The organism is Pigmentiphaga sp. YJ18 (assembly GCF_038066655.1).
Taxonomy (GTDB): domain Bacteria; phylum Pseudomonadota; class Gammaproteobacteria; order Burkholderiales; family Burkholderiaceae_B; genus Pigmentiphaga.
This window is the reverse complement of the sequence record NZ_JBBUKU010000001.1, coordinates 2624509-2647155: the sequence shown is the minus strand read 5'-3', so window position 1 is coordinate 2647155 and position 22647 is coordinate 2624509. Positions and strand designations below refer to the sequence as shown.

The window sequence follows — 22647 nt, the reverse complement described above, 5'->3', positions numbered from 1 at the left end:
TCGCCTGTCATATCCACCAAGCCTCCCTACAACGGCCCACGACAGTCACGAGGATTCACGACATGCCCCAACACCGCGCCCGCCACCCGCGGCCTTCCCCGCGCCGCCTTGCCGCCGTCCTCGGCATGAGCGTCCTGGCCTTCCATGGACAGTCCGCGCTGGCGGCCACGCCCGCCGCCGGCCAGGTCCAGAAGGCCTATCGCATTCCCGCCGGGCCGCTGGCGCCCGCCCTGATGCAGTTCGCGGCCCAGGCCGGCGTCAACCTCAGCGTCGATTCGGCCCGATTGCGCGGGATGGCCACCCCGGGCCTGTCCGGCTCGTTCTCCGTCGAGGACGGTTTCGCGCGGCTGCTGGAACAGAGCGGCCTGCGGCTGCGGCGGATGGGGGAAGGCAACTACGCTCTGGAGCCCGCGCCCGGCGTGCGGGCGGCGCAGGCCGCGGCCACCGCCACGGAAACGACGGAACTCGCCACGGTCACCGTCAGCGCGCGCACGCAGAACAATCTCACGGCCCCCGCCAGGCAGGTCACGCTGCTGGAAGGCGAGGAAATCCAGCAGTTGCGGCAGGGTTCCGACAGCCTGGCGACGATGCTGAGCAAGGCCGTCCCCGGCATGGCGGACGCCAGCCATACCATCACGGACTACGGCCAGACCCTGCGCGGCCGGAACATGCTGGTGCTGGTCGATGGCATTCCGCTCAACACCAATCGCGATTCGTCCCGGAACCTCGCCAACATCAATCCCGCCGACATCGAACAGATCGAGGTGCTTCGGGGCAGCAGCGCCATCTATGGAAGCGGGGCCGCCGGCGGCATCGTCTCCATCCGCACCAAGCGCCCCTCGGGCGAAACCAAGGCCGAAACCATCGTCAGCGGCGTGACGCCGCTGTCCAGGCTGGGCAGCGCGGGACTGGGCGGCGAGGTGCAGCACTACCTGTCGGGCGGCGGCGACGTGGTCGACTACTCCGTCAGCCTGGGCGCGCGGCACGTGGGCGGTTCCTACGACGGGGACGGACACCGCATCGCCCCGGAGCCCAGCCAGGGCGACATGTTCGATTCCAATATCTACAACGCCTCGGCCAAGGTGGGATTCAAGCTGGCCGAGGACCAGCGGCTGCAACTGTCGGCCAGCCGCTACGACGCCAGGCAGGACACGAAGTACGCCTCGGACCCGTCGGTGGCCAAGCTGCCCCCCGGATCCGTCCCGGCCAGGTCCATCAAGGGACTCCAGCTCGACAAGCAGAACCAGATCCAGAACACCATACTGGGGCTGGACTACGAGAACAGGAACGTGGCGGGCAGCACGCTGGCCGCGCAGCTCTACTACCGCGATTTCTTCACGCGCTTCTCCCCCTTCGACGCGCGTGCCGTCCCCGTCCGCGGCGGCAACGTCGACCAGGCCATGCAGAACTCGAAGGTCTTCGGCGGACGGCTGACCGTCAAGACTCCCCTGGGCCAGGACCGGAACACCCTGCTGGTCTGGGGCGCGGACTTCAACCACGAGCGGACCGACATGCCGCTCGACATCTTCGACCCCGCCGCCTATGACGCCAGCGGCGGCCTGGTCTTCAACAAGACCGGCCGCCTGATGTACATGCCGCCGCTCACCACGCGCAGCCTGGGCGCCTTCGCCCAGGCGCAGCACAAATTCAACGACCGCTGGTCCGTCGAAGGCGGCGCCCGCTACGAACGCTCACGGGCCAGCTTCAACGACTTCACGCCCCTGTCGCAGTCGCGCGTGGCCAACCCCCAATCGGTGGCCGGAGGCGCGGTGAACTACGGCGCCTGGACCTTCAACCTGGGCACGGTCTTCACCCCGGTCAAGGGCCAGGAGCTCTATGCTTCGTACAGCCAGGGCTTCGAGCTGCCCGACATCGGCGTCGTCCTGCGCAATGCCTCGCCCAGCTTCAACATCGGCAACTCCAACCTGAAGCCCATCAAGACCGACACCTACGAGCTGGGCTGGCGCGGCCGCTTCGAGAACCTTCGAACCAGCCTGAGCGTCTTCCAGTCGCGGTCCGACCTGGGGGCGGTCCAGAGCTTCAACAACGGGCTGACCCTGCTCAGGACCAAGGAAAAAATCCACGGCGTGGAAGCCAGCCTCGACTACTTCAGCGACGATGACCGCTGGAGCGCGGGCGGCAGCTTCACCTGGATGAAGGGCCGCGAACTTCCCCAGAACGCCAGCGCCTATCAGGACATGACCGGCTTCCGGATCCCGCCGCTGAAACTGACCGCTTACGCCGAGTACCGACCCAACGGCAGCTGGAGCCACCGCGTCCAGGTGACCTCGTATGCATCCAGGGACTACCGCCTGAACGGCCAGACCAGCTTCGGACGCTACGATGCCAAGGGCTACACCACGGTGGACCTGGTCAGCCACTGGCGCATCGACGCGAAGAACCGGGTCTCGCTGGGCATCGAGAACCTGTTCAACCGGCACTACTACCCGCTCTACAGCCAGCTCCTGCGCAGCAACAACAACACCAGCCACCTGCCCGCGGCCGGTACGGTCCTGAGAATCAGCTACGCCCACACCTGGTAGCGCGGTGAAAGCGTTCCTTCGAGGGCTGCACCGCTGGTGCGGCCTGGCCATCGCCCTGTTCATCGCGGTCACCGCCCTGACGGGCAGCCTGATCGCCTTCGAACACGAACTGGATGCGTGGCTGAATCCCGCGCTGTTCCAGACCGGCGACACGCGCCCCGCCCTGCCCTTCGACACGCTGCTGGCGCGCATCGAATCCCAGGACGGCCGCATCCGCGTCACGCAACTGCCGCTGGACACGCCGCCGGGCCAGGCCAGCGAGATCCAGGTCGAAGCCCGGCCCGGCGCCACTGCCGTCGACTTCGACCGCATGTTCGTCGACCCCGCGTCCGGCCGCATCCTGGGCACGCGCAAGTGGGGCGCCTGGAGCTGGGATCGCGCCCACCTGATGCCCTGGCTCAACCGCTTCCATCGCAACCTCGCGCTGCCCGGGCAATGGGGCAGCCGCCTGCTCGGGTGGGTCTGCGTCGCCTGGCTGCTCATCTCGCTGGCCGGCCTGTACCTGACCTTTCCCACCCGCCCCGGGCGGCCTTGGCGATCCGCCTGGCGCATGAGCCTGGACGCGCGCGGATTGAAGCTGGTGAACGACCTGCACCGGACCGTCGGCCTGTGGACGCTGCTGGTGGCCCTGCCCATTGCCTTCACGGGTGTCTATCTGAGTCTGGGCAATGACGTGTTCAAGCCGCTGGCCAGCCTGTTCGGTCCGATCAGCCCGCATCCGATCGCGAGGCGGGCGCAGGCGGCGATGCCCTCCTCGCCCCTGATCAGCGCCCGGCAGAGCGTCGTCCTGGCGCGGGCACTGCTGCCGGAAGGCACCCGGGACTACGAGCCCTGGTACTTCGGGCACCTGGCCTCGCGTGGCATGTACCGGGTCGCGTTCAAGGAAAAGAACCTGCGCGAGTCCGCCTTGCGCGTGCGCTACGAACAGGTCTTCATCGACGACAGGACCGGGGAGCTGGCAGGACGCTTCGGCTACGCCAGCGGCACGCCGGTGGACCGGTTCCTGGTCTGGCAGTATCCGGTCCACTCGGGCAAGGTGCTGGGCCCCCTGGGCCGGGCGCTGGTCGCGCTGGGCGGGGTGCTGATCGTCCTGCTGTGCGTCGTGGGCGTGATGAGATATGGAATGAGGACGGCGGCGCCCCGCGCGTCCTCGGATGCCGCCTAGCGTCCGCCCATGACCGGCAAGGGCACGCCTATTTCTTCGAAAGGCAGTCCTTCATGCAACGGCCCGCCTTCACGTCGGGACGATCGTCGACATAGAAATTGTCGCGATTGGGCATCTTGACCTTGGCCAGGTTGCTCGCGTCCACCGTGGCGTTCGCCGGAAGGATGCCGTTCTTGTGCAGCAGGTAGGCCGTCACGCTGTAGACGTCGTCGTTGGACATCGACTGGGGAGCCTGGAACGGCATCGCCCGGCGGATGTAATCGAACAACGTGGTGGCGTAGGGCCAATAGCTGCCGATGGTCTTGAGCGGCTTGTCGGTGGTCAGGCTGCCCACGCCGCCGGCCAGCGCGGGCCCGAGCCCGCCCTCCAGCTTCACGCCATGGCAGGCCACGCACATGGCCTGGTAGACCTTTTCCCCCTGGACCACGGTTCCCTTTCCGCGCGGAAGCCCCTTGCCGTCTATCGATACGTCGATGTCCCAGCCGGCAAGCTCTTCCTTGCTCAAGTGCCGGCCGAGGTTTTCATAGCCGGCCTGGCTCGCGGCCGGAACCAGCGTTGCGCAGAACCCGATGGCTGCGGCGATAAGAGCGTTACGCGCGTCCATTGGTGACCTCCCCGTTGGCGGCGATCCGCCATGGTTGAACCGAGTTGTTATGGTAGAAGGACACCTTGCCCCGCACCGAGATGAGCTGCTCCAGCGTGGGCTGCACGTAGCCGGTTTCGTCCACCGCCCGGCTCATGATCATCAGCTCCTTGCCGCTCCACTCGAACGGCGCGCGGAACGCCGTCAACGCCTTCGAGCGCACCGGCTCCTGCAGGGCGGCGGGATACCAGGTATTGCCGCCGTCGACGGACACATCGACAGCCTTGATCTTTCCATGGCCGCTCCAGGCGATCCCCCGCATCTCGTGCGTTCCCTTCCGGGTCAGGCGATGCGTGCCCGAGGGAGACGTGATGATCGATTTGCACTCCATGACGAACGAGAACTTGCGTGCGCGGCCGTCGGCCATCAAGTCCGTGTACTTGGCCGTTTCCTCGCGCGTATAGCCCGGCTGGTCCGTCACGTGCAGGCGCCGCAGCCACTTGATGCTCATGTTTCCTTCGAAGCCCGGAACGAAAAGCCGGATGGGATAACCCTGCTCCGGACGCAGGCGCTCGCCGTTCTGGCTGTAGGCCACGAGCACGTCGTCCAGGCATTTCTCGATCGGGATGCTGCGCGTCATGCCGGCACCGTCGGCGCCTTCGGCGACGATCCATTTCGCCTTCGGATCCAGGCCCGCGCGGTTCAACAGGGTCTTGAGCGGCACCCCCGTCCACTCCGCGCAACTGACCAGGCCGGCCACCTCGGCCGCGGTTTTCCCATAAGGCGGCAGGAACGACGGGTTGCCCGAACACTCCAGGAAATAGACATGGCTTTCGCTGGGAAACTGCCGCAGCTCCTGCACCTCGAAGATCATCGGATTCTTCACCAACCCGTGGATCATCAGGCGGTGCTGCCGCGGGTCGATTTCCGGAACCCCCGCATGGTGCCGTTCGTAGAACAGGCCATTGGGGGTGATGGTGCCGTCCAGTTCCTGCAGCGGCGTCGTGCTGTAGGCGGACATCGGCTCCTTGAGGCCCGGGTACAGCTTTCTTGTCGCTTCGGTCTCGAACTTGGACGGCACCCCATAGGGCGAGGCCGTGGGCGCGCCCAGGGATTTCGTCCATGCCGGCACATTCGGCGGCAGATTCTTCTTCGCCACGTCCGGGGCAACCGCGGCCGCGCCCGATTGGGCAACGGCCGACTCCGACAGCGCCATGGTTGCCAGCGAAGTGGCCACCGCGGTGCTGCGCGCCAGGAACTGCCGCCTGCCGCCGGCAGCCGCCTCGACCGGCTCCGCCAGCGCGCTGCCTGCTTTGTCTCGACTATTCATGCTCCCTCCTTGTCTCGTCCGGATCCCGTTGATCCCAGCTTCCCACCCCGCAGACCGACCGATCGGTCGGTCTGCCATGCGGAGTGTACATGACCCGGCGCGCAGCGCCCACCCCGGCTCCCATTACAATTCCCGCTGACATCGACGAGGCAAGGCGCCAGCAAAGATCGTGGTGAACAGGAAAACGGAAGAGCTCGCCGCCAACCGCGACCGGATCCTGGCCGGCGCGGCGGCGCTTTTCGCCCATCGTGGGTTCCATGCCGTGGGCATGAGCGAACTGTGCGCGGCGCTAAGCCTCAGCCGCGGGGCGTTCTACCACTACTTCCCCAGCAAGGAAGACTTGCTGGAGGAAATATGCCGGCGCTACATGGCCAAGCTGCTCCAGCAGGCGAAGCTGGCCAAGGCCGAGGTCGCCGACCCGGAGCCGCGGCTGCGGCGCCTGGGCGCCGAACTCATCGACGTCATCGGCCTCCATCGCGATGAACTGGCCGTCTGCTTCCGGGAAACCCTGTCCCTGAGCGACGACCGGCGCCAGACGGTGCTGGCGCTGCACGCCAGCTACGAGCGGATCTGGAAGGAAACCCTGATCGAAGGTGAACAGGCCGGCGTCTTCGCGCCGTATTCTCGCTTCCGGCTCAAGGCGCTGCTGGGCATGTACTACTACAGCTATCTGTGGATCGATCCGGCCTCGCCGTCGGCGATGCACCAGACGCACGAGACCTTCGAGTCCATTCTGTCGAGCGTCAGCGCGGCACGGCCCGATGCGCCCGTGGGGGCCCGGTAACGGCCGATCACATCAGCCGCTGACTCCGCGGGTGCAGGAAGGACGCGTCACCCCGCGCGCGTCCCCTTCGCGAACGAAGCAAGCACCTCGTTGTAGTGCCCCATCTCCTCGACCTGGGGCATATGTGCGCTGTCCTCGAAGGTCTCGAGCCGCGCGCCGGGGATCAGGGTCTGGAAGTGCACCGCGCCGCCATAACGTTGCTTGCGGTCGTGGCGCCCCTGGATGATAAGCGTGGGAACCTCGATCTTCCGGGCACGTTCGCGGTGATCCACCTGCGCGATGCTGCGGCGATAGCTGTTCATGACAAACAGCGGCGTCTGCGTGGCGCAGGCCACGGCGGCGTGGACGTCGACGTCCTGGGCCGGCAGCTTGAACAGCCATTCCCGGAACAAGGCCGCATAGGCTGCCGCGCTGCTGACGCCCACGCTTCCCATCCGGGCCTTCATCCATGCCAGGTACTCGTCGGAGAACCCTCCTTCGACACCGTCGCGGCTTCCCGAGCACCATGGCGCCGTGCTGGTCAGGACCAATCCGGCCACGGACCTGCCCAGCTTTTCCGCGGCCATGATGGCGACGTGCGATCCGAAGCCGTGTCCGACCAGCACGAAATTCTCGAGCCCCAGCGTCGTGGTCAACGTGGCGAGATCATGGACCAGGGTATCGATGGTGTACGGCCCATTGGGCTTGGACGACTGGCCCACTCCCCGCCAGTCCCAGGTAATGGTGCGGAACTCGTTCGACAAGGCGTCCACCTGGTGTTCCCACATCGAATGCGTGGTGCTTCCCGCGTGGGTGAAGACGAGAGGGATTCCCTGGCCGAAGTCCTCGTAGTAGATATGGGCGTCGGTCGAAACTTGAATGTGGGGCATCTTGATGTGATCGATCTGTTGAAGGAATGTGGGCGAAATGGCAAGACGGCTTACTGGGGAACCAATTTGGCGGTGGCGGCGTAGGTCTCCCACTTGCGGTTCTCGGACTGGAGGAATTCGTCCAGTTCTGCGACGCTGAAGGCTTTCGGCACCATGCCGTTGGACTCGATGGCGGTTCGGAAGGACGCCGAAGCCGATGCGGCGCGCACCGCCGCGTTGAGTTTCTCGACGAGGGCCGGCGGCGTACGCGCCGGAGCCGACACCGAAATGAAGCCGCTGAATTCGAAGCCCGGGTAGAAGTCCGTCATCGTCGCGACTTCCGGCAGCTTTTCCAGCTGCTGCGTCTGGGTGACCGCCAGCGGGATGACTCGTCCGCTCTGCAATATGGGCGCGGCCGCCACGGTATCCAGGAACATGAACGGTATCTGGCCGCTCAGCAGATCCGTCGAGGCCTGGCCGGCTTCCTTGTAGCCGACCCCCTGCATCCTGATTCCTGCGCGCGCATTCAGCATTTCCGACGGCACTTGCGACGAGGCATTGGTGTAGCCATAAAATGCCTTGTTCGGATTCTTCCTGGCGAACTCGACCAGTTCCGGAATCGTCTTGAACGGCGAATTTTTCGGAACCAGGGCTACCGAGCCGAACACGCCGACCATGCCCACATGGACGAAGTCCTTCATCGGGTCGTAGGCCAGGGCCTTGAACAGGTGCCTGGCGGCGGGAAGCGTCGTGTTCGAGGTCATCACCAGGGTGTAGCCGTCCGGCGCGGCGGCCTTGACGGCATTCATGGCAACCAGGCCCGAGGCGCCCGGCTTGTTCTCGACGACGATCGTGGCCTTGAGCGAGTCGGTCAGTTCCTTCGCCAGGGCCCGGGCCGTGAAGTCTCCTATGCCCCCCGGACCGTAAGGGACGACGATCCGGACCGGACGGGATGGATAATCCTGGTCGGCGGCATGGACAGGCTGTCCACCCAACAGGCTTATGCAGCAAGCAGTGCCAATTTTTAGAATATTGCGCATCGAGCACCTCGTGGAGCGAAAGCTGGATTGTCAGGCGGGTGCCGCCCCGCTTGCCAATAGAACGTTGCGCTGCCTGGCCATCAATATTCGGCATACCCCGCTTCGCCAACCTTTGTGATCCGACCGACATGGAACTACGTCAACTTCGAGCCGTCATCGCGATTTCCGAAACCGGCAGCGTGACCAAGGCAGCCGAGCAACTGCACCTCGTCCAGCCCGCGCTTTCCAGGCAGGTTCGCCTCCTGGAGCAGGAACTGGGGCGCCAGATCTTCGAAAGAACCCACTCGGGCATGCGCCTGACCGACGAAGGACTCATCCTGGTCCAGGCAGCCAAGCGGGCGCTGTTCGCGCTCGACCAGACCGTGGAGGAAATCAAGCCGCGCCAGACCGACGTGGCGGGCACGGTAACGGTGGGCCTGCTGCCCAGCACCTGCGACCTGGTCGCCGGCGATCTGGTGAATGCCGTCAGATCGAGCTTCCCGCGGGTGCCGCTGCGGCTGCGCACCGGCATCGCCGGACAGTTGCAGGCCTGGGTCGCCGCCGGCGAGATCGATATCGCGCTGCTCTACAACCCGAGAGAACACCCAGCCACCGAGGTCATTCCGCTGCTGGACGAGCCCTTGTTCCTGGTCGGCCCGCGCGGCCTGGAGGCTGAATGGGGCGACTACGAACCGCTGGAGACGCTGGCGGGGCTTCCCTTGATTCTTCCCTCGGGCGAGCACAGCGTACGGGACATTCTTCAGCGAGCCTGCAGCGTGGCCAGGATCCCCTTGAATGTCGTGGCCGAAGCGGACGACATTCCCCTGACGAAAGCCTTGCTTACCGCGGGGGTGGGGTATTCGGTCCTGGCCGGCATCGCCATCGCGGAAGACATCCTTGCCAACCGGTTCGCTGCCGTGCCGATGGGATCTCCGCCGCTGCAGCGGCGGGTGGCCGTGGTCCGGGGAACCTCGGTGAATGCGCCGTTGGCCGTGTCACATGTCACCGACGTACTGGTCAAGAAGATCAAGGCGGTGGTGCGGCAGAATCGATGGCCGGGCGCCCGCCTGGTGGACTTCGAGGTGCGGGGGTTGGGCTTCGACTGATCTCTACCAGCGACCAGGAGTGCTAGTCGACGTAATACGCCAGAACCGAAGGAAACAGGATTTCCTGAAACAGCCGGACCAGGCGTCCGGCAGTCAGGTCATCGTGCGCCATGACGCCGCGGGCTCACGCCCCGCCCTGCCGGACTAAATCGGAGCCATCCGAACATGAAGTACTGCACTCGTCCCAGCCCGCACAGCGGCAAGGCAACGCCCTATGGATGCGGAAACTTCACCGGGGTCGGTCAATTTCTCCCCATACGCGCCCGCGGCCCGACCGATACCTGCGAAATCCATGTCTGGTGCCAACAACGACCTGAAGTTATTCCGGGCTCTGGCCACTCCTTCTGGATACATCGACAGGGTTGCGTGGCGCACGGCTGCCCAACCTGAAGGCCAATCAAATCTCGCAGGAGCAGCAGGAAAGATCGGTCAAGGCAAGACACAGCAGAGCGGAAGAAGATGACTGTCAAAACCAAACGATCTACAGCCAAAGCGGCCGAACCCAGCGAATTTGTGCCGTCCACGGCAGAGGTCCTCAACCTGGACAGACTTCGGCGAAAAGGGCTTAACGCGGAGAAAGCCAGGGAGACGGAGGACAAGCACGCCTATTTCGTAGGCGTTGCCGAAGCCCGGTACGTTATCCGCAAGGTCTTCAGGATCGTCGAAGAGCAGGCCAAGAAGTTCGGACTTGATCCATTGGCTCACCAGGCCCTCATCCAGATCTACGGCAGTGCGAACATGGAGCTGCAAGTCAATCAGGTGGCGGCCCGGCTGGACATTACCCCGTCGTTCGCCTCCAGCATGGTCAGGATGCTGGTGGAGAAAAATCTTGTTGTCCGCCGCTGCGACGACAACGATCAGCGAGTGACTTATGTCGCCATGAGCGAGTCGGGGCGAGAGGTCATGGACGCAATCGACGAGAGCGTGAAATTCCACGTTGACTACTTCATCAGCCAACTCTCTGTCGAGGAGCGTGAAGGCGCTCTGTCGATCCTGATGTTCTACGTCGGCGCAAAGCTGTAGCAGCCGACTGGCGGCATGGCGTTCGATCTCTAGCCCATGAAGGAAACGGCCAGACCTGCTATCGCGCTCCCGGCGATCACTTGGATGACCCCGCGCTTGTAGCGGAACAGCGCCACTGCCGCCGCCACAACGATGATCGCCGACACCCCATCGAATCGCCCAGCCAGCCCGGCAGGCCATAACACGTGATAGCCAAAAAACAGTGCCAGATTGATGATGACGCCGACCACCGCGGCCGTTATGGCAACCAGCGGCGCCGTGAAATTCAGATCCTCTTTTGTTGCCTCGACCACGGGTCCCCCCGCAAGAATAAAAACGAATGACGGCAGGAAGGTGAACCACGTCACCAGCGTTGCACCCAGGGCGCCAGCAATGAACGGGGACATCGAACCAAGCAGTTCATGGGAATAGGCGGCCACGAAACCCACGAAGGCCACGACCATGATCAGCGGGCCTGGCGTGGTCTCTCCCAGGGCCAGGCCGTCAATCATCTGGGTAGGGGTCAGCCAGGCGTAGTGCTCCACGGCCCCCTGAAAAATATAGGGCAGCACAGCATAGGCGCCCCCAAAGGTAAGCAGCGCGGCTTTGGTGAAGAACCAACCCATCTGCGTATAGGCTCCATGCCACCCGAATACCACTGCCAGCACGGCCATCGGCACGCTCCACAAGGCAAGGCCGGCAATAAGCAGAATGCACAGCCGCGACCAGCGAAAACGCGCATGTTCGGGTGCCGGCGTGTCATCGTCGATAAGCGCTGCCTGCCCGCCTTCCTGCGTCGCTGCGTGATGCCCCCCGGCCGTTCGAAACAGCTCCGGTCGCCACCTTCCACCCAGGTACCCCGTCAGTGCCGCGATGGCCACAATAAGCGGAAATGGGGCGCCAAGCGCGAAGATGGCGAGGAGCGCCACTCCGGCTATGAGCCAATGCGCGTGGTTCTTCAGGGCTCGGGAGCCAATGCGATGTGCGGCGTGCAGCACGATGGCCGTGACGGCAGGTTTGATGCCGTAGAACAGACCCGCAACCACGGGCAGGTTGCCATATGCGGCATAGACCCATGACAGCACGATCAGGAGGAACAAGGAAGGAAGAACGAAAAGAACCCCGGCGGCCACGCCACCCCATGTGCGGTGCAGCAGCCAGCCGATATAGGTCGCCAGTTGCTGGGCCTCCGGGCCTGGCAGCAGCATGCAGTAGTTCAACGCGTGAAGAAATCGCCCTTCGCTTATCCACCGTCGGCGCTCGACGAGTTCGGTATGCATGATGGCGATTTGCCCCGCCGGACCGCCGAAGCTGATAAACCCCAGCTTCAGCCAAAAACGCAAAGCCGCGCCCAGCAAAAGCCGGCGGGGGGCAATATCTGAAGGGAAGGATGCTGATGTAGCGGTGTCCACGGATAACTCCGGCTGAGAGTACCAGCGCTTGGACGGGACACCGTCTATCTTGGAAGAGCGGGAGGCTGAAATCCCGAGTGAAATCATCGTAGCACGAGGCGGTGGACTTCGAAATTCATCCACCTGCAACGCACTGTTCACATAATTATTCAATAAATGTTGTATTGTAGAATAATGAACGAAACCCAAGCCATCAACGCGCTCGCCGCCTTGGCCCATGCCCAACGGCTGCGGGCCTTCCGTGCCCTGGTCGTCGCCGGGCCAGAAGGATTGACGCCGAGCACTTTGGCCGACCAGCTCCAGGTTGCCCGCAACACCCTGTCCTTCCACCTCAAGGAGTTGGCACATGCCGGCTTGGTCACGGTGGAGCAACAGGGGCGCAACCTGATTTATCGCGCCGACTTTCCCCGCATGAACGGGCTTCTTGGCTATTTGACCGAACACTGCTGCCAAGGCGCCGCCTGTGAAATCTCCGGCACCGGCGCAAGCGCCGCATGTTGATTTCCCGATGAACTCCACCCACGAGACACCCATGGAAAACAAGGTCTACAACGTCCTGTTCGTCTGCACCGGCAACTCGGCTCGATCCATCCTGGCCGAAGGCTTGCTCAACGGGTTGGGCCAGGGACGCTTCCGCGCCTACTCGGCCGGCAGCCATCCCAAAGGCGAAGTGCACCCGCGGGCCCTGACCACCCTGGAGCGATTGGCTTTGCCGACCACGGGATACCGCAGCAAGAACTGGGACGAGTTTGCGCATGCCGATGCGCCGCCGCTCGATTTCATCTTCACCGTCTGCGACAACGCCGCGGGAGAAGCCTGCCCGATCTGGCCGGGCAAGCCGGTATCGGCGCACTGGGGCGTGCCCGACCCCGCCGCGGTAGAGGGCGATGACGAACAGCGCAAGGCCTTCCACGATGCAGCCATCGCGCTCAAACGCCGTATCGAACTGTTCCTGGCGTTGCCGATCCAGAAGCTGGACGGCATGTCTTTGCAGCACGAGCTGCGGAGCATTGGCAAGCAATAAAGGAACCAGCATGTCTGCGCAGAATCCGGCGCTGGGGTGTGCCACGCCGGCCCCTTCCATGAGCATTTTCGAGCGTTACCTGACCGTCTGGGTGCTGCTGTGCATCGCCGTCGGCATCGCGGCCGGCCAGATCGCCCCCGACATCTTCCAAGTGATCGGCCGCATGGAAGTCGCACAGGTCAACCTGCCCGTGGGCCTGCTCATCTGGATCATGGTGATCCCGATGTTGGTCAAGGTGGATTTCGCCGCGTTGGGCCAGGTCCGCCGGCACTGGCGCGGCATCGGCGTCACCCTGTTCGTCAACTGGGCGGTCAAGCCCTTTTCCATGGCGCTCCTGGGCTGGCTGTTCGTGCGCCAGGTATTCGCCCCCTGGCTGCCGCAGGACCAGCTCGACAGCTACATCGCCGGCTTGATCCTGCTGGCCGCCGCGCCCTGCACCGCGATGGTGTTCGTCTGGAGCCGGCTCACCGGCGGCGATCCCGCATTCACGCTTTCACAAGTCGCGTTGAACGACGCCATCATGGTGTTTGCCTTCGCGCCCATCGTCGGCCTGCTGCTGGGAATCTCGTCCATCACCGTACCGTGGGATACCTTGCTGGCCTCGGTCGTGCTCTACATCGCCATTCCCGTCATCCTGTCGCAGCTCTGGCGGCGCTGGCTGCTCAAGCGGGGGCAGGCCGCCTTCGAACGCGCGATGGCCCGCATCGGCCCGCTGTCCATCGCGGCCCTGCTGCTGACGCTGGTCCTGCTGTTCGCGTTCCAGGGCCAAGCCATCATCCAGCAACCGCTGGTCATCGCCATGCTGGCCGTCCCCATCCTGATCCAGGTCTTCTTCAACGCCAGCCTGGCCTATTGGCTCAACCGGCGTGTCGGCGAGAAACACGACATCGCCTGCCCTTCCGCTCTCATTGGGGCATCGAACTTCTTCGAGCTGGCCGTGGCCGCCGCGATCGCCCTGTTCGGCTTCCAGTCCGGCGCTGCCCTGGCGACCGTGGTAGGCGTGCTGATCGAAGTTCCGGTCATGCTGCTGGTGGTGCGCGTCGTCAACCGGTCCCGTGGCTGGTACGAGCGTGCCTGACCCCAGGACCAAATAAAAAGCCGCTTTCCCAGGGGAAAGCGGCTTTCTGGGCAACGGCGGCAATCCGTTGCGGTGTCCTTGGCGGACAGGGTGGGATTCGAACCCACGATACGTTTTCACATATACACGCGTTCCAGGCGTGCGCCTTCAACCGCTCGGCCACCTGTCCTTGCTGCCCAGAAGTCTGGGCAGAAGAGCCCGCAATAATACCAGACTGTAGGCCATGCAGCCAAGCCCCCATCACAAGGTCGAGCAATGGCGTCCATGATGGCACATTGCAATGCACAAGACCGTGCGACGCACAGAAACAGGAACCAGTAAGGGGAATCGATCAGGCACCAAACCGAGCGATTTGGCGAGAATGGAGGAGACCGCTGCGCCTTGCATTTATAGCCACGGCGGCCGACGCTCTAGGTCGTCGGCCGCGCGGGCGTTTTGCTTTTCTAAAGACTGCAGGGGTTTTGTCTCCTCCACTGCATAACGATATTCTGCGCCCGCAATTGGACTGTGACACTAGGGATTGACCCCTATTATGGTGCGGTGCGCACCACGGTTTTGGATACAAATGCACCAAAACCGTGCATTCTACGGCAATCAGAGCGCCTTGCCCAATTGCTCCAGGATGGCCGGGTTCTCCAGCGTGGAGACGTCCTGCGTGACCGATTCGCCCTTGGCGACCACACGCAGCAGGCGGCGCATGATTTTGCCGGAGCGGGTCTTGGGCAGGTTGTCGCCGAAGCGGATTTCCTTGGGTTTGGCGATGGGACCGATTTCCTTGGCGACCCAGTTGCGCAGCTCCTTGGCGATCTCGGCAGCCTCGGCGTCGTCGGGCCGGGCCCGCTTGAGCACCACGAAGGCGACCACGGCCTCGCCGGTCAGGTCGTCCGGGCGCCCCACCACGGCGGCCTCGGCCACCATGGGGTGGGCCACCAGCGCCGATTCCACTTCCATGGTTCCCAGGCGGTGTCCCGAGACGTTCAGGACGTCGTCGATGCGGCCCATGATCCAGAAGTAGCCGTCGGTATCCCGATTGGCGCCGTCGCCGGCCAGGTAGCAGGTGCCGCCCAGCTCCTCGGGGTAGTAGCTTTTCTTGAAGCGCTCGGGGTCGCCCCAGATGGTACGAATCATGGCCGGCCATGGACGCTTGACCACCAGGAAGCCACCCTTGCCGAGTTCGACGTCTTCGCCGGTCTCGTCCACGATGGCGGCCATGATGCCCGGCAGCGGCAGCGTGCACGAGCCAGGCTTCAGGCCGGTGGCCCCCGGCAGCGGGGTGATCATGTGCCCGCCGGTCTCGGTCTGCCACCAGGTGTCGACCACCGGGCACCGTTCGCCGCCGACATTGTTGTAGTACCACATCCAGGCTTCCGGATTGATGGGCTCGCCCACCGATCCGATGACGCGCAGGCTGGACAGGTCGTATTTCTTCGGATGATGGTCGGGGCTGGCCTCGGCCGCCTTGATCAGCGAGCGGATGGCGGTGGGCGCCGTATAGAAGATGGTGCAGCCGTGCTTCTGGATGGTTTCCCAGAAACGGCCGGCGTTCGGATAGGTGGGCACGCCCTCGAACACGATCTGGGTCGCGCCCACGGCCAGCGGGCCGTAGGCGATATAGGTATGGCCGGTCACCCAGCCCACGTCGGCCGTGCACCAGTAGACGTCGGACGGCTTGAGGTCGAAGGTCCACTTCATGGTCAGCGCGGCCCACAGCAGGTAGCCCGCCGAAGCATGCTGGACGCCCTTGGGCTTGCCGGTGGAGCCCGAGGTGTAGAGCACGAACAGCGGATGCTCGGCCTCGACCTGGACCGGCTCGCACTGGTCGGACTGGCCCTTCTCCACGTCGTGCATCCACAGGTCGCGGCCTTCGGTCCAGGCCACCTTGCCGCCGGTGCGGCGGTAGACCACGACGTTCTTGACGGCCTCGCAGCCGCCCATGGCGAAGGCTTCTTCCACCGCGGGCTTGAGCGGGATGGTCTTGCCGCCGCGCACCTGCTCGTCGGCGGTGATGACCAGCGTCGCTCCCACGTCGACGATGCGCTCCTGCAGGCTCTTGGCCGAGAAGCCGCCGAACACCACGGAGTGGGTAATGCCCAGGCGGGCGCACGCCTGCATGGCGACCACGGCCTCGATGGACATGGGCATGTAGATGATGGAACGGTCGCCCTTCTTGTAGCCCAAGGCCTTGATGCCATTGGCGAAGCGGCCCACGCGGGCGTGCAGTTCGCGATAGGTGACCTGGGTGACGGTGCCGTCGTCGCTCTCGAAGATGATGGCGACCTTGTCGGCGTTGCCGTTGGCCAGGTTGACGTCCAGGCAGTTGTACGAGACGTTCAGCTCGCCGTCGTCGAACCACTTATAGAAAGGGGCATTGCTCTCGTCCAGCGTCCGCGTGAACGGCTTGCTCCACTGCAGGGTTTCACGCGCCAGCCGCGCCCAGAACCCCTCGAAGTCGCGCTCGGCCTCGTCGCACAGGGCCTGGTAGGCGGCCATGCCGGGAACGTTCGCCTGCTTGACGAACTCCGCTGAGGGTTGGAAAACACGCGTCTCGGTCAGCACTGAATCGATGGTAGACATCGCCTTGCGTCCTTTGATGGAAGTGATAGGGGCGGATACCCATAGGTTACCGAAAGCCGGTGGTCCGTACGCGCTGCACTGCAACAAACCCACCCAGGGCACAGCGGATCCGGCTCCGCCGGTCCGCCAGTGCCGCCCGCTACGGGCCCGGCGCCGGGCCGCCCCAAGGCGGGCCCCGGCCCCCTTGGGGGGCTGCCGCGTAGCGGCTGGGGGCTCACCCGTGCAGGGCGCGCGAAGCGCGTAGGGGGTGGGCCTCCCTCTTGGCATACAATTCCCGCCAAACCGTCATTCTGCGCGCCCCAGCCTACCTGGAAAACATGTCTTCCCCTCTTATGCCACCGGGGCTTTCCCGGACGGAACCCCTGCGTCCGCTGCCCAAGCTCATCTTCATGAGCCGGTGGCTCCAGTTGCCGCTCTACCTTGGCCTGATCGTCGCCCAGGGGGTGTACGTCTACCATTTCTGGGTCGAGCTGGTGCACCTGATCGAAGCGGCGTTCGGCAACAAGGAAGCCATTGCCATGCTGGCCGAGGCCGTGATGCCGGTCGTGCCCGGCGCCGCGCCTGCCGCACCGCCCACCAAGCTGACCGAGACCACCATCATGCTGGTGGTGCTGGGGCTGATCGACGTGGTGATGATCTCCAATCTGCTCATCATGGTGATCGTGGGCGGCTACGAGACCTTCGTCTCCCGGCTGCACCTGGAGGGCCATCCCGACCAGCCGGAATGGCTGTCCCACGTCAACGCCTCGGTCCTGAAGGTGAAGCTGGGCACCGCCATCATCGGCATCTCGTCCATACATCTGCTGAAGACCTTCATCAACGCCGCGCACTACGACGCCAAGACCATCCTGGCGCAGACCGGCATTCACCTGGCCTTCCTGCTGTCCGCGATGGCGATCGCCTATTGCGATCGCCTCATGGCGCCGATGCTCAAGCAGGACGCCCACGGACACTGACAGCACGGCCACAACCTCCTGGCGCGGCGGCATGCCAGCGCCCCACCCTTCTCTTTTCGGAGCGCCCATGACTACCGTCATCAAGGAAGAAGACCTGATCCAGTCGATCGCCGACTCGATCCAGTTCATCAGCTACTACCACCCGGTCGACTACATCCGCCACCTGGCCCGCGCCTACGAGCGCGAACAGAATCCGGCGGCCAAGGACGCGATCGCCCAGATCCTGACCAACTCGCGCATGTGCGCCGAGGGCAAGCGCCCCATCTGCCAGGACACGGGCATCGTCAACGTGTTCATGAAGATCGGCATGGACGTGCGCTTCGACACCCGGCGCACCCTGCAGGAGCTGTGCGACGAGGGCGTGCGCCGCGGCTACCTGAACCCGGACAACAAGCTGCGCGCCTCGGTGCTGGCCGATCCGCAGTTCGAGCGCAAGAACACCCGCGACAACACGCCCTGTGTGCTGAGCGTGGAACTGGTTCCCGGCAACACCGTGGACGTGCAGGTCGCGGCCAAGGGCGGCGGCTCCGAGAACAAGACCAAGTTCGTCATGCTCAACCCCAGCGATTCGCTGGTGGACTGGGTGCTCAAGACCGTGCCCCTGATGGGCGCCGGCTGGTGCCCGCCGGGCATGCTGGGCATCGGCATCGGCGGCACGGCCGAGAAGGCCATGCTGATGGCCAAGCAGTCGCTGATGGAAGACATCGACATGTACGAACTGCTCCAGCGCGGCCCCAGCAACAAGCTGGAAGAGCTGCGCATCGAGCTGTACGAGAAGGTCAACGCGCTGGGCATCGGCGCCCAGGGCCTGGGCGGCCTGACGACCGTGCTGGACGTCAAGATCAGCATGTTCCCGACCCATGCCGCCTCCAAGCCCGTGGCCATGATCCCCAACTGCGCCGCCACGCGCCACGCGCATTTCGTGCTGGATGGCTCGGGCGTGGCCATCCTGACGCCGCCGTCGCTGGACGAATGGCCCGACGTTCACTGGGCCCCCGACTACAACAAGTCCACGCGCGTCAACCTGGACACGCTGACCAAGGAAGAAGTCGCCTCGTGGCAGCCGGGCCAGACCCTGCTGCTGTCGGGCAAGATGCTGACCGGCCGCGACGCCGCGCACAAGCGCATCCAGGACATGCTGTCGCGCGGCGAGAAGCTGCCGGTGGACTTCACCAACCGCGTCATCTACTACGTCGGTCCGGTCGACCCGGTGCGCGACGAAGTCGTCGGTCCGGCCGGCCCCACCACCGCCACGCGCATGGACAAGTTCACCGACATGATGCTGGAGCAGACCGGCCTGATCTCGATGATCGGCAAGGCCGAGCGTGGCCCCGTCGCCATCGAGTCCATCCGCAAGCACAAGTCGGCCTACCTGATGGCCGTGGGCGGTTCGGCCTACCTGGTGTCCAAGGCCATCCGCGGCGCCAAGGTCGTGGGCTTCGAGGACCTGGGCATGGAAGCCATCTATGAGTTCGACGTGCAGGACATGCCCGTGACCGTGGCCGTGGATTCCAACGGCACGTCGGTGCATGAAACCGGACCGAAGACCTGGAAGGTCAAGATCGCTGAAATGGCTTGACCCCCCTACGCGCTTACGCGCGCAAGGGAAGCCCACCCCCTACGCCCTTCGGGCGCCCCCTCAAGGGGGCGATGCGGGTGGACCGGCAAAGCCGGATCCACCGCATCCTGGGTCTGGTAGCGTTGTCTTGGGTTGCGGCAACGGGGCTTCACTGGCTGCCAGCGGTAGCAACGGTGTAGCATTTCACAAATGTCGCCCCCTCCCCCAGGAAACCGCGGATCTGGCTTTGCCAGTCCGCTGGTTTCGCCCCCTTGAGGGGGCCCGCGTAAGCGGGTAGGGGGTGGAATTCCCCGACAGCCGTGGGCGTATCTGAAGATCGCGCCAAGGCCGTCGTGCTCGCGATGGACTCCGCTATGGATGCGAAAATCGACTATGGGCAGGAAGGTATGCGGCGGGATATCGAGAGCCTGCAGCGGGACATACATGCTCTCGACCGCAAAGTGGAAGCAAACCTAGAAACCCTGCGCGGCGAAATGCGCGCCATGGAAAGCCGGCTCGACACCAAGATCGATTCGGTCGGGCGCGAAATCGGTTACGTCAAGTGGTATGCCGCCTCGGCGGTGCCGGCGACCGCACTGGTGCTCGGCCTGCTCAACTACCTGAAGGCGTGAGCCCTTCGGCCTCGTGGCCCCGCCTCACGCCGCGGGCCATGTCGACGTGCCGCAGCACCGCCAACCCGATCACGAAGAACAGTCCGGTGGACAGGATGCCCAGGCGGTGGTTGCCCTGAGTGGCCCAGGTCACGAGGCCGTAGGTCAACGGGCCGATGATGGACGCGAGCCGGGTGGCGAAGGTCCAGAGCGCGAAGAACTCGGCCAGGCGGGAGGCCGGGGCCAGGGCGCCGGTCATCGCCCGCCCCGCGCTCTGGCTCGACCCCATGCACAGGCCCGCGATGGTCGCGGCCACCCAGAAGCCGCCCTGGCTGGTGGCGAAAAAGGCAATCAGCACCATCGCGATCCAGCCCAGCAGCGTGGCGGCCAAGGCCCGCTGGTGGCCGATGCGGTCCTCGACGAAACCAAAGACGAAGGCGCCGGCCGCGGCCGCGATGTTGACCAGGAACACCAGCGTCATGATCTGGGTCTGGCCGAATTGCATGACCTGCTCGGCGTAGACGGCGGCCAGCGTGATGACGACGGCGATGCCGGCCTGGTAGAAGACACCGCAGATCAGCAGCCGGCGAAAATCGGGAAAGGCCCGCGAGTCGCGCCACGAGGCCGCGAGCTGGCGCATGACCTGCGTGAAGCCGGGCCGCTCGCCATGTGCGCGGGCGGGCTGGGCGCGCTCGCGCAGGAACAGGAAGACCGGCACGGCGGCGGCGGCGAAGACCGCGGCGGTGACCAGCATGGTCCAGGGCACGAAGTCGGTGGCGGGCCGGCCCGCGGCCTGCGCCGCGATCACGACCGCCAGCGATAACCCCAGGGTCAGCATGCCGCCCACGTAGCCGAAGCTCCACCCCCAGCCGGATACGCGGCCCAGGTACTGAGGCCGGGCGAGTTCGGGCAGGAAGGCGGCAATGACCGATTCGCCCACGCTGTAGCAGACGTTGGAGATGATGATCGCGGGTACCGCGATCCAGAAGCCGCCCGGCCCGGCAAGCGCCAGCGCCGCCGTGGCCGCCACGCAGCCCACGGTGCTGGCCGCCAGCAGCCGTTTCTTGGCGGCCTGGGCATCGGCCCAGGCGCCCAGGCCCGGCATGGCCAGCATCACGATCAGGTAGGACAGCGACAGGGTCGCCGTCCACGCCAGCGTGGCCCAGTGGGCATTGCCCGCCACCACGCCGACGAAATAGGCGTTGAAGACGGCCGTCAGGACGACCGTCGTATAGCCGGAGTTGGCGAAGTCATAAAACGCCCAGGCGAAGACTTCGCGCCGGCGTACGCCCGGATTCAGGGCGCCGCGCATGGACGGCCCGGACACGGCTGCCAACCCGGCCGGCGCGCTTAAACGCCGAGCGCCGCGATGCCCGCGCGGGCGATTTGCGCGTCTTCGTTGGATTTCACGCCGGATACGCCAACCGCGGCGATGGTCTCGCCCTCGACCACGACCGGCACGCCGCCTTCCAGCATGCCATGGATGGTGGGCACGGACAGGAACGAGGTGCGGCCGTTGTTGACGACGTCTTCGTAGACCTTGGATTCGCGGCGGCCCAGCGCGGCGGTATGGGCCTTGGAAGGGGCGATGTGGGCCGAGATGGCGGGCGCGCCGTCCAGGCGCAGCAGGCCCAGCAGGTGGCCGCCGTCGTCGACCACGGCGATGGAAACGGCCCATTTGTTGGCGAGCGCCTCGGCTTCGGCGGCGGCCAGGATCTTCTTGACGTCGTCGGCGGTCAGGACGTGCTTGGTCTTCATGGAGCGGAATCCTCGTTGGGGGAAAAACGGGGATTGTAGGGCGTCCCCATGCTGGATTTATAGCTTTGCACGCACAAGTGCATTGACCTGGGCGCCGTCAAAGAGGTATCTTAGCGCCACTTTTGTATCATCTTGTGCCCAGCATCCCCCTATACGAATGAAAAAGGCTCGCTTTCACTTCCGCCTCCCTGCATCCCGGCCGCAATTCCCGGCCGGCGGGGCGAAGGTCCGGAAAGCGGGCGGGAAGCTGGCCATGCTGGTGGGATCCGCGGTGCTGGCCGGGTGCGCCACGCAATCGCCCTCCCCCTCCCAGAACGGTTCCTCGGCCGCTGTCGACACGCCCGCCAAGCGCGTGGCGCGCTACAGCCTTCCCAGCCATCCAATCCCGTCCTGGAAAGACAGCATTTCCTCCCTGCCGTCCCGTGAGTCCCCGGATCCGGAAAAGATCCTGTCGGGCCAATGGCAGGACGACAAGGCAGACGCCGGCGTGGGCGGCCAAGCCGAACTGGCGGCCTACGCCTTGAACTACCTGGGCGTACGCTACCGCCTGGGCGGCTCGTCGCCCGAGGCCGGTTTCGATTGCAGCGGGCTGGTGACCTACGTCAGCCGCGAAGTCCTGGGCCTGCAACTGCCGCGCCGCGCCGAGGAAATCAGCCGGGTCGGCGACCCCATCGACATCGGCGACCTGCAACCCGGCGACCTGGTGTTCTACAACACCCTGCGCCGCAAGTTCTCGCACGTGGGCATCTACCTGGGCGACGGCCGCTTCGTGCACTCCCCCTCGTCGGGAGGGGTCGTGCGCGTCGAAAGCATGGACATGGCCTACTGGAAGAAGCGCTTCAACGGCGCCCGCCGGCTGGCCTCCTCGGAATCAGCTTCACGCTGACCTCTTCCTGCGCGATGCGCGCGCACGGCGCGCCCGCCTCCGCGCCGCACAACCCACAGTTCTCGAGCGCCTGCTGCATCGAACACACCGATCGGCGGCAGGCCACCACCTGTATGCCCGAGCGCTGGGCGGCCTGGCGGAAGGCCTTCATCACGTTGTGGCCCAGGAAATCCGTCAACAGGATCAGCAACTCCGTGCCCGACGGCAGTTGCAGCGTCTTCTTCTGGTGCGCCGGATCACGCCCGCTGATGTGGTGGGTGATGGCGATGTTGTGGCCCTTGAGCAGGTCCGGGATGTTGCCTAGCCGGTCGGCCCCGACCACGACTGCGCTGACTGCCATGACGATCTCCGTGATGTCGATTGCTTTCGACAAATGATAATCATTCTCGTTATAGAGTCAACAAGAATGA

Annotated in this window: 21 protein-coding genes and 1 tRNA gene; 12 read left to right on the top strand and 10 right to left on the bottom strand. The window is 64.9% G+C overall.

Annotation, left to right across the window (positions count from 1 at the left end):
* Positions 1–62 precede the first annotated feature (62 nt).
* On the top strand, positions 63–2543 hold the full coding sequence (locus tag WKR98_RS12700; protein WP_370282855.1) for a TonB-dependent siderophore receptor: 2481 nt from the start codon (positions 63–65) through the stop codon (positions 2541–2543).
* Positions 2544–2547: 4 nt separating this feature from the next.
* Complete coding sequence (locus tag WKR98_RS12695; RefSeq protein WP_124688423.1) at positions 2548–3708, top strand: PepSY-associated TM helix domain-containing protein; 1161 nt, start codon at positions 2548–2550, stop codon at positions 3706–3708.
* Between the two features lie 28 nt (positions 3709–3736).
* Here the strand turns inward: WKR98_RS12695 and WKR98_RS12690 are convergent, their stop codons facing one another.
* On the bottom strand, positions 3737–4312 hold the full coding sequence (locus WKR98_RS12690) for a c-type cytochrome (RefSeq protein WP_341433411.1): 576 nt from the start codon (positions 4310–4312) through the stop codon (positions 3737–3739).
* Positions 4299–5621: a sulfite dehydrogenase gene (soxC, locus tag WKR98_RS12685; RefSeq protein ID WP_341433409.1), complete on the bottom strand. Its 1323-nt coding sequence runs from the start codon at positions 5619–5621 to the stop codon at positions 4299–4301. The genes WKR98_RS12690 and soxC overlap by 14 nt, the downstream gene beginning before the upstream one ends.
* A 172-nt stretch (positions 5622–5793) precedes the next feature.
* On the opposite strand from soxC, the gene WKR98_RS12680 reads away from it, so the two are divergent.
* On the top strand, positions 5794–6405 hold the full coding sequence (locus tag WKR98_RS12680) for a TetR/AcrR family transcriptional regulator (RefSeq protein WP_341433408.1): 612 nt from the start codon (positions 5794–5796) through the stop codon (positions 6403–6405).
* Between the two features lie 47 nt (positions 6406–6452).
* On the opposite strand, the gene WKR98_RS12675 is transcribed toward WKR98_RS12680, so the two are convergent.
* Entirely contained in the window at positions 6453–7274 is an 822-nt protein-coding gene (locus tag WKR98_RS12675; protein WP_341433406.1) for an alpha/beta fold hydrolase, read from the bottom strand.
* 50 nt (positions 7275–7324) lie between these two features.
* On the bottom strand, positions 7325–8248 hold the full coding sequence (locus tag WKR98_RS12670) for a Bug family tripartite tricarboxylate transporter substrate binding protein (RefSeq protein ID WP_341433404.1): 924 nt from the start codon (positions 8246–8248) through the stop codon (positions 7325–7327).
* A 173-nt stretch (positions 8249–8421) separates the two neighbouring features.
* Here WKR98_RS12670 and WKR98_RS12665 point away from each other — a divergent pair, with 173 nt between their 5' ends.
* Together WKR98_RS12665 and WKR98_RS12655 are read left to right on the top strand one after the other, a co-directional pair.
* Positions 8422–9378, top strand: coding sequence for a LysR family transcriptional regulator (locus WKR98_RS12665; RefSeq protein WP_341433402.1), 957 nt, complete (start codon positions 8422–8424; stop codon positions 9376–9378).
* Positions 9379–9837: 459 nt separating this feature from the next.
* Positions 9838–10401, top strand: a complete 564-nt coding sequence (locus WKR98_RS12655; protein WP_341433400.1) for a MarR family winged helix-turn-helix transcriptional regulator — start codon at positions 9838–9840, stop codon at positions 10399–10401.
* 29 nt (positions 10402–10430) lie between these two features.
* Here WKR98_RS12655 and chrA read toward each other — a convergent pair whose 3' ends face one another.
* Positions 10431–11792, bottom strand: coding sequence for a chromate efflux transporter (chrA, locus tag WKR98_RS12650; protein ID WP_445936083.1), 1362 nt, complete (start codon positions 11790–11792; stop codon positions 10431–10433).
* 174 nt (positions 11793–11966) lie between these two features.
* On the opposite strand from chrA, the gene WKR98_RS12645 reads away from it, so the two are divergent.
* Genes WKR98_RS12645 through arsB form a run of 3 tightly spaced genes read left to right on the top strand, consistent with a single transcriptional unit; the run spans position 11967 to position 13894 of the window.
* Positions 11967–12293 carry an ArsR/SmtB family transcription factor gene (locus WKR98_RS12645; protein ID WP_341433398.1) on the top strand — a complete coding sequence of 109 codons (327 nt, stop codon included), beginning with the start codon at positions 11967–11969 and terminating at the stop codon, positions 12291–12293.
* Between the two features lie 31 nt (positions 12294–12324).
* A complete protein-coding gene (locus WKR98_RS12640) occupies positions 12325–12816 on the top strand; it encodes an arsenate reductase ArsC (protein ID WP_341433396.1) in 492 nt (163 codons plus the stop codon).
* Between the two features lie 10 nt (positions 12817–12826).
* The gene (arsB, locus tag WKR98_RS12635; RefSeq protein WP_341433394.1) at positions 12827–13894 is read left to right on the top strand and encodes an ACR3 family arsenite efflux transporter; all 1068 of its coding nucleotides are present in this window, start codon (positions 12827–12829) and stop codon (positions 13892–13894) included.
* Between the two features lie 79 nt (positions 13895–13973).
* On the opposite strand, the gene WKR98_RS12630 is transcribed toward arsB, so the two are convergent.
* A tRNA-Ser gene (locus tag WKR98_RS12630) sits at positions 13974–14063 on the bottom strand.
* A gap of 425 nt (positions 14064–14488) precedes the next feature.
* Positions 14489–16468 carry an acetate--CoA ligase gene (gene acs, locus WKR98_RS12625; protein ID WP_124688418.1) on the bottom strand — a complete coding sequence of 660 codons (1980 nt, stop codon included), beginning with the start codon at positions 16466–16468 and terminating at the stop codon, positions 14489–14491.
* 317 nt (positions 16469–16785) lie between these two features.
* Between acs and WKR98_RS12620 the strand changes: the two genes are divergently transcribed.
* The 3 genes from WKR98_RS12620 to WKR98_RS12610 all read left to right on the top strand — a co-directional run bounded on the left by WKR98_RS12620 (position 16786) and on the right by WKR98_RS12610 (position 19614).
* Complete coding sequence (locus tag WKR98_RS12620) at positions 16786–17424, top strand: YqhA family protein (RefSeq protein WP_238160320.1); 639 nt, start codon at positions 16786–16788, stop codon at positions 17422–17424.
* 67 nt (positions 17425–17491) lie between these two features.
* Positions 17492–19003, top strand: coding sequence for a fumarate hydratase (locus WKR98_RS12615; RefSeq protein WP_341433390.1), 1512 nt, complete (start codon positions 17492–17494; stop codon positions 19001–19003).
* Between the two features lie 353 nt (positions 19004–19356).
* Complete coding sequence (locus WKR98_RS12610) at positions 19357–19614, top strand: hypothetical protein (RefSeq protein WP_124688416.1); 258 nt, start codon at positions 19357–19359, stop codon at positions 19612–19614.
* Here the strand turns inward: WKR98_RS12610 and WKR98_RS12605 are convergent.
* Positions 19595–20905: an MFS transporter gene (locus WKR98_RS12605; RefSeq protein WP_341433388.1), complete on the bottom strand. Its 1311-nt coding sequence runs from the start codon at positions 20903–20905 to the stop codon at positions 19595–19597. The genes WKR98_RS12610 and WKR98_RS12605 overlap by 20 nt on opposite strands.
* A gap of 38 nt (positions 20906–20943) precedes the next feature.
* Positions 20944–21351, bottom strand: coding sequence for a GlcG/HbpS family heme-binding protein (locus WKR98_RS12600; RefSeq protein WP_124688415.1), 408 nt, complete (start codon positions 21349–21351; stop codon positions 20944–20946).
* Positions 21352–21508: 157 nt separating this feature from the next.
* Here WKR98_RS12600 and WKR98_RS12595 point away from each other — a divergent pair, with 157 nt between their 5' ends.
* Positions 21509–22237: a C40 family peptidase gene (locus tag WKR98_RS12595; protein ID WP_445936082.1), complete on the top strand. Its 729-nt coding sequence runs from the start codon at positions 21509–21511 to the stop codon at positions 22235–22237.
* On the opposite strand, the gene WKR98_RS12590 is transcribed toward WKR98_RS12595, so the two are convergent.
* Positions 22191–22577 (bottom strand): DUF2325 domain-containing protein, encoded by a 387-nt coding sequence (locus WKR98_RS12590; RefSeq protein WP_370282850.1) that lies wholly within the window; start codon positions 22575–22577, stop codon positions 22191–22193. The two genes, WKR98_RS12595 and WKR98_RS12590, sit on opposite strands and share 47 nt — an antisense overlap.
* Positions 22578–22647: the final 70 nt, after the last annotated feature.

Coding starts and splice junctions, on each gene's coding strand:
- WKR98_RS12700 (WP_370282855.1), top strand. CDS start 63: ATGCCCCAACACCGCGCCCGCCACCCGCGGCCTTCCCCGCGCCGCCTT.
- WKR98_RS12690 (WP_341433411.1), bottom strand. CDS start 4,312: ATGGACGCGCGTAACGCTCTTATCGCCGCAGCCATCGGGTTCTGCGCA.
- soxC (WP_341433409.1), bottom strand. CDS start 5,621: ATGAATAGTCGAGACAAAGCAGGCAGCGCGCTGGCGGAGCCGGTCGAG.
- WKR98_RS12675 (WP_341433406.1), bottom strand. CDS start 7,274: ATGCCCCACATTCAAGTTTCGACCGACGCCCATATCTACTACGAGGAC.
- WKR98_RS12665 (WP_341433402.1), top strand. CDS start 8,422: ATGGAACTACGTCAACTTCGAGCCGTCATCGCGATTTCCGAAACCGGC.
- WKR98_RS12655 (WP_341433400.1), top strand. CDS start 9,838: ATGACTGTCAAAACCAAACGATCTACAGCCAAAGCGGCCGAACCCAGC.
- WKR98_RS12645 (WP_341433398.1), top strand. CDS start 11,967: ATGAACGAAACCCAAGCCATCAACGCGCTCGCCGCCTTGGCCCATGCC.
- WKR98_RS12640 (WP_341433396.1), top strand. CDS start 12,325: ATGGAAAACAAGGTCTACAACGTCCTGTTCGTCTGCACCGGCAACTCG.
- arsB (WP_341433394.1), top strand. CDS start 12,827: ATGTCTGCGCAGAATCCGGCGCTGGGGTGTGCCACGCCGGCCCCTTCC.
- acs (WP_124688418.1), bottom strand. CDS start 16,468: ATGTCTACCATCGATTCAGTGCTGACCGAGACGCGTGTTTTCCAACCC.
- WKR98_RS12620 (WP_238160320.1), top strand. CDS start 16,786: ATGTCTTCCCCTCTTATGCCACCGGGGCTTTCCCGGACGGAACCCCTG.
- WKR98_RS12615 (WP_341433390.1), top strand. CDS start 17,492: ATGACTACCGTCATCAAGGAAGAAGACCTGATCCAGTCGATCGCCGAC.
- WKR98_RS12610 (WP_124688416.1), top strand. CDS start 19,357: ATGGATGCGAAAATCGACTATGGGCAGGAAGGTATGCGGCGGGATATC.
- WKR98_RS12605 (WP_341433388.1), bottom strand. CDS start 20,905: ATGCGCGGCGCCCTGAATCCGGGCGTACGCCGGCGCGAAGTCTTCGCC.
- WKR98_RS12600 (WP_124688415.1), bottom strand. CDS start 21,351: ATGAAGACCAAGCACGTCCTGACCGCCGACGACGTCAAGAAGATCCTG.
- WKR98_RS12595 (WP_445936082.1), top strand. CDS start 21,509: ATGAAAAAGGCTCGCTTTCACTTCCGCCTCCCTGCATCCCGGCCGCAA.
- WKR98_RS12590 (WP_370282850.1), bottom strand. CDS start 22,577: ATGGCAGTCAGCGCAGTCGTGGTCGGGGCCGACCGGCTAGGCAACATC.